General features: G+C 40.4%; 2 protein-coding genes. Both read left to right on the plus strand.

Going from position 1 to position 1,239, the window contains the following annotated elements; translation table 11 throughout:
• The first annotated feature begins 33 nt into the window (after positions 1-33).
• A complete protein-coding gene (locus tag VPNCDNU1_RS28120) occupies positions 34-696 on the plus strand; it encodes a hypothetical protein (protein ID WP_104403439.1) in 663 nt (220 codons plus the stop codon).
• Between the two features lie 145 nt (positions 697-841).
• Positions 842-1,228, plus strand: coding sequence for an NUDIX hydrolase (locus tag VPNCDNU1_RS28125; RefSeq protein ID WP_104403440.1), 387 nt, complete (start codon positions 842-844; stop codon positions 1,226-1,228).
• Positions 1,229-1,239 lie beyond the last annotated feature (11 nt).

The raw sequence follows: 1,239 nt of genomic DNA on the forward strand, positions 1-1,239 counted from the left end.
TTTAAGCTGGCGTTATGTACTTGGAGGTAAACGATGATAAATCTGAAAGCGAAAGATCAATGCCCCAAATATGTGTATAAATACTGTAAGCAAGAAGACTACGAAAAATACATATTGCAAGGAGGGTTCAAACTCGGTTCTCTGGCTTACTATCGTAGGGCTTATGAGTTAGATGGTGCTGGTTTTAGCGATCCAAGAGAGGGTAACCATTCACTGTTCGCAAAGGGACCGATTCAGCTTCCAAATCTAAATACGTCAGTTAACGAGCAAGGGGGCGTTGTCATTGATAGATTTGATAATGCGTTTATTCTGAGTGTTTCTTCTGAGTATAGCGAAGAAGCCCATTTAAAGTGGTTTCAGCGTCAGGGCTGCGGATATGATGTTTGCATTAAATATCGAGCCGAGGAACTGTTTTTAGAAATAGCTGATAGGTTGCGGTTTCGAATACCATGGCAACGAGAGTACTTCAGTGGGAAGCCAATTTACAATAATGGCAATGTAGACCTAAAAAGGGATTCATATCATCCTTGCCACAAATATTTTTTCAAAAGTAAAGAACTAGCTTGGGAAAAAGAGTTTAGGCTTGTATGTAGCACACCATACCTTGCTGGTCATCAGTCAAAATCAGTATTTCCAGTAGCGTTGAAAACAAAAGACATGATTGAGGACGTCATACATCTTCAAGCTCGTACATAACAAAAGCTTCAAACCGACAAACAACGCGTGGGACTTTTAGTTTGCGGTGAGTTTTAGTGTTTACGGTAGTTTGCAGAAGCAGCATTTGTGCGTTTTTGGCTACTTAACTGGGCGTTATGTGTGTCACGAAATTTGAGGGTGAGGCATGAAAAATTTATCAATGGCTGTAGTAGTAAAACGCGGTAAGGTGCTTATTCAACGAAGATTTCGTCACAATAAAGGAATGGTTTTTGAGTTTCCAGGTGGCGCAGTAGATAGTGGCGAATCAGGTGAGCAAGCTGCTATTCGAGAGTTGTGGGAAGAGACGGGTCTTAAGAACCTAAAAATCATGGGGTGTCATCAAGCTCGAAATGAGTTTGGCGGTGGCATTCACTACGTATTACTCTTGGCCGATGAGAGTTCGACCCCAATAGCTGTTGATAAAGAAAGGCAACAAACATTCTATTGGTTTGATTTAGAAGAAATTCCTTTAGTTGATTTCTACAAATCAGATCTTGATTTTATAGAGATGCACTTGGCAAATTACACATAACAAAAGCTTCA

The sequence above is a fragment of the Vibrio penaeicida genome, assembly GCF_002933855.1.
Lineage (GTDB): Bacteria > Pseudomonadota > Gammaproteobacteria > Enterobacterales > Vibrionaceae > Vibrio > Vibrio penaeicida_A.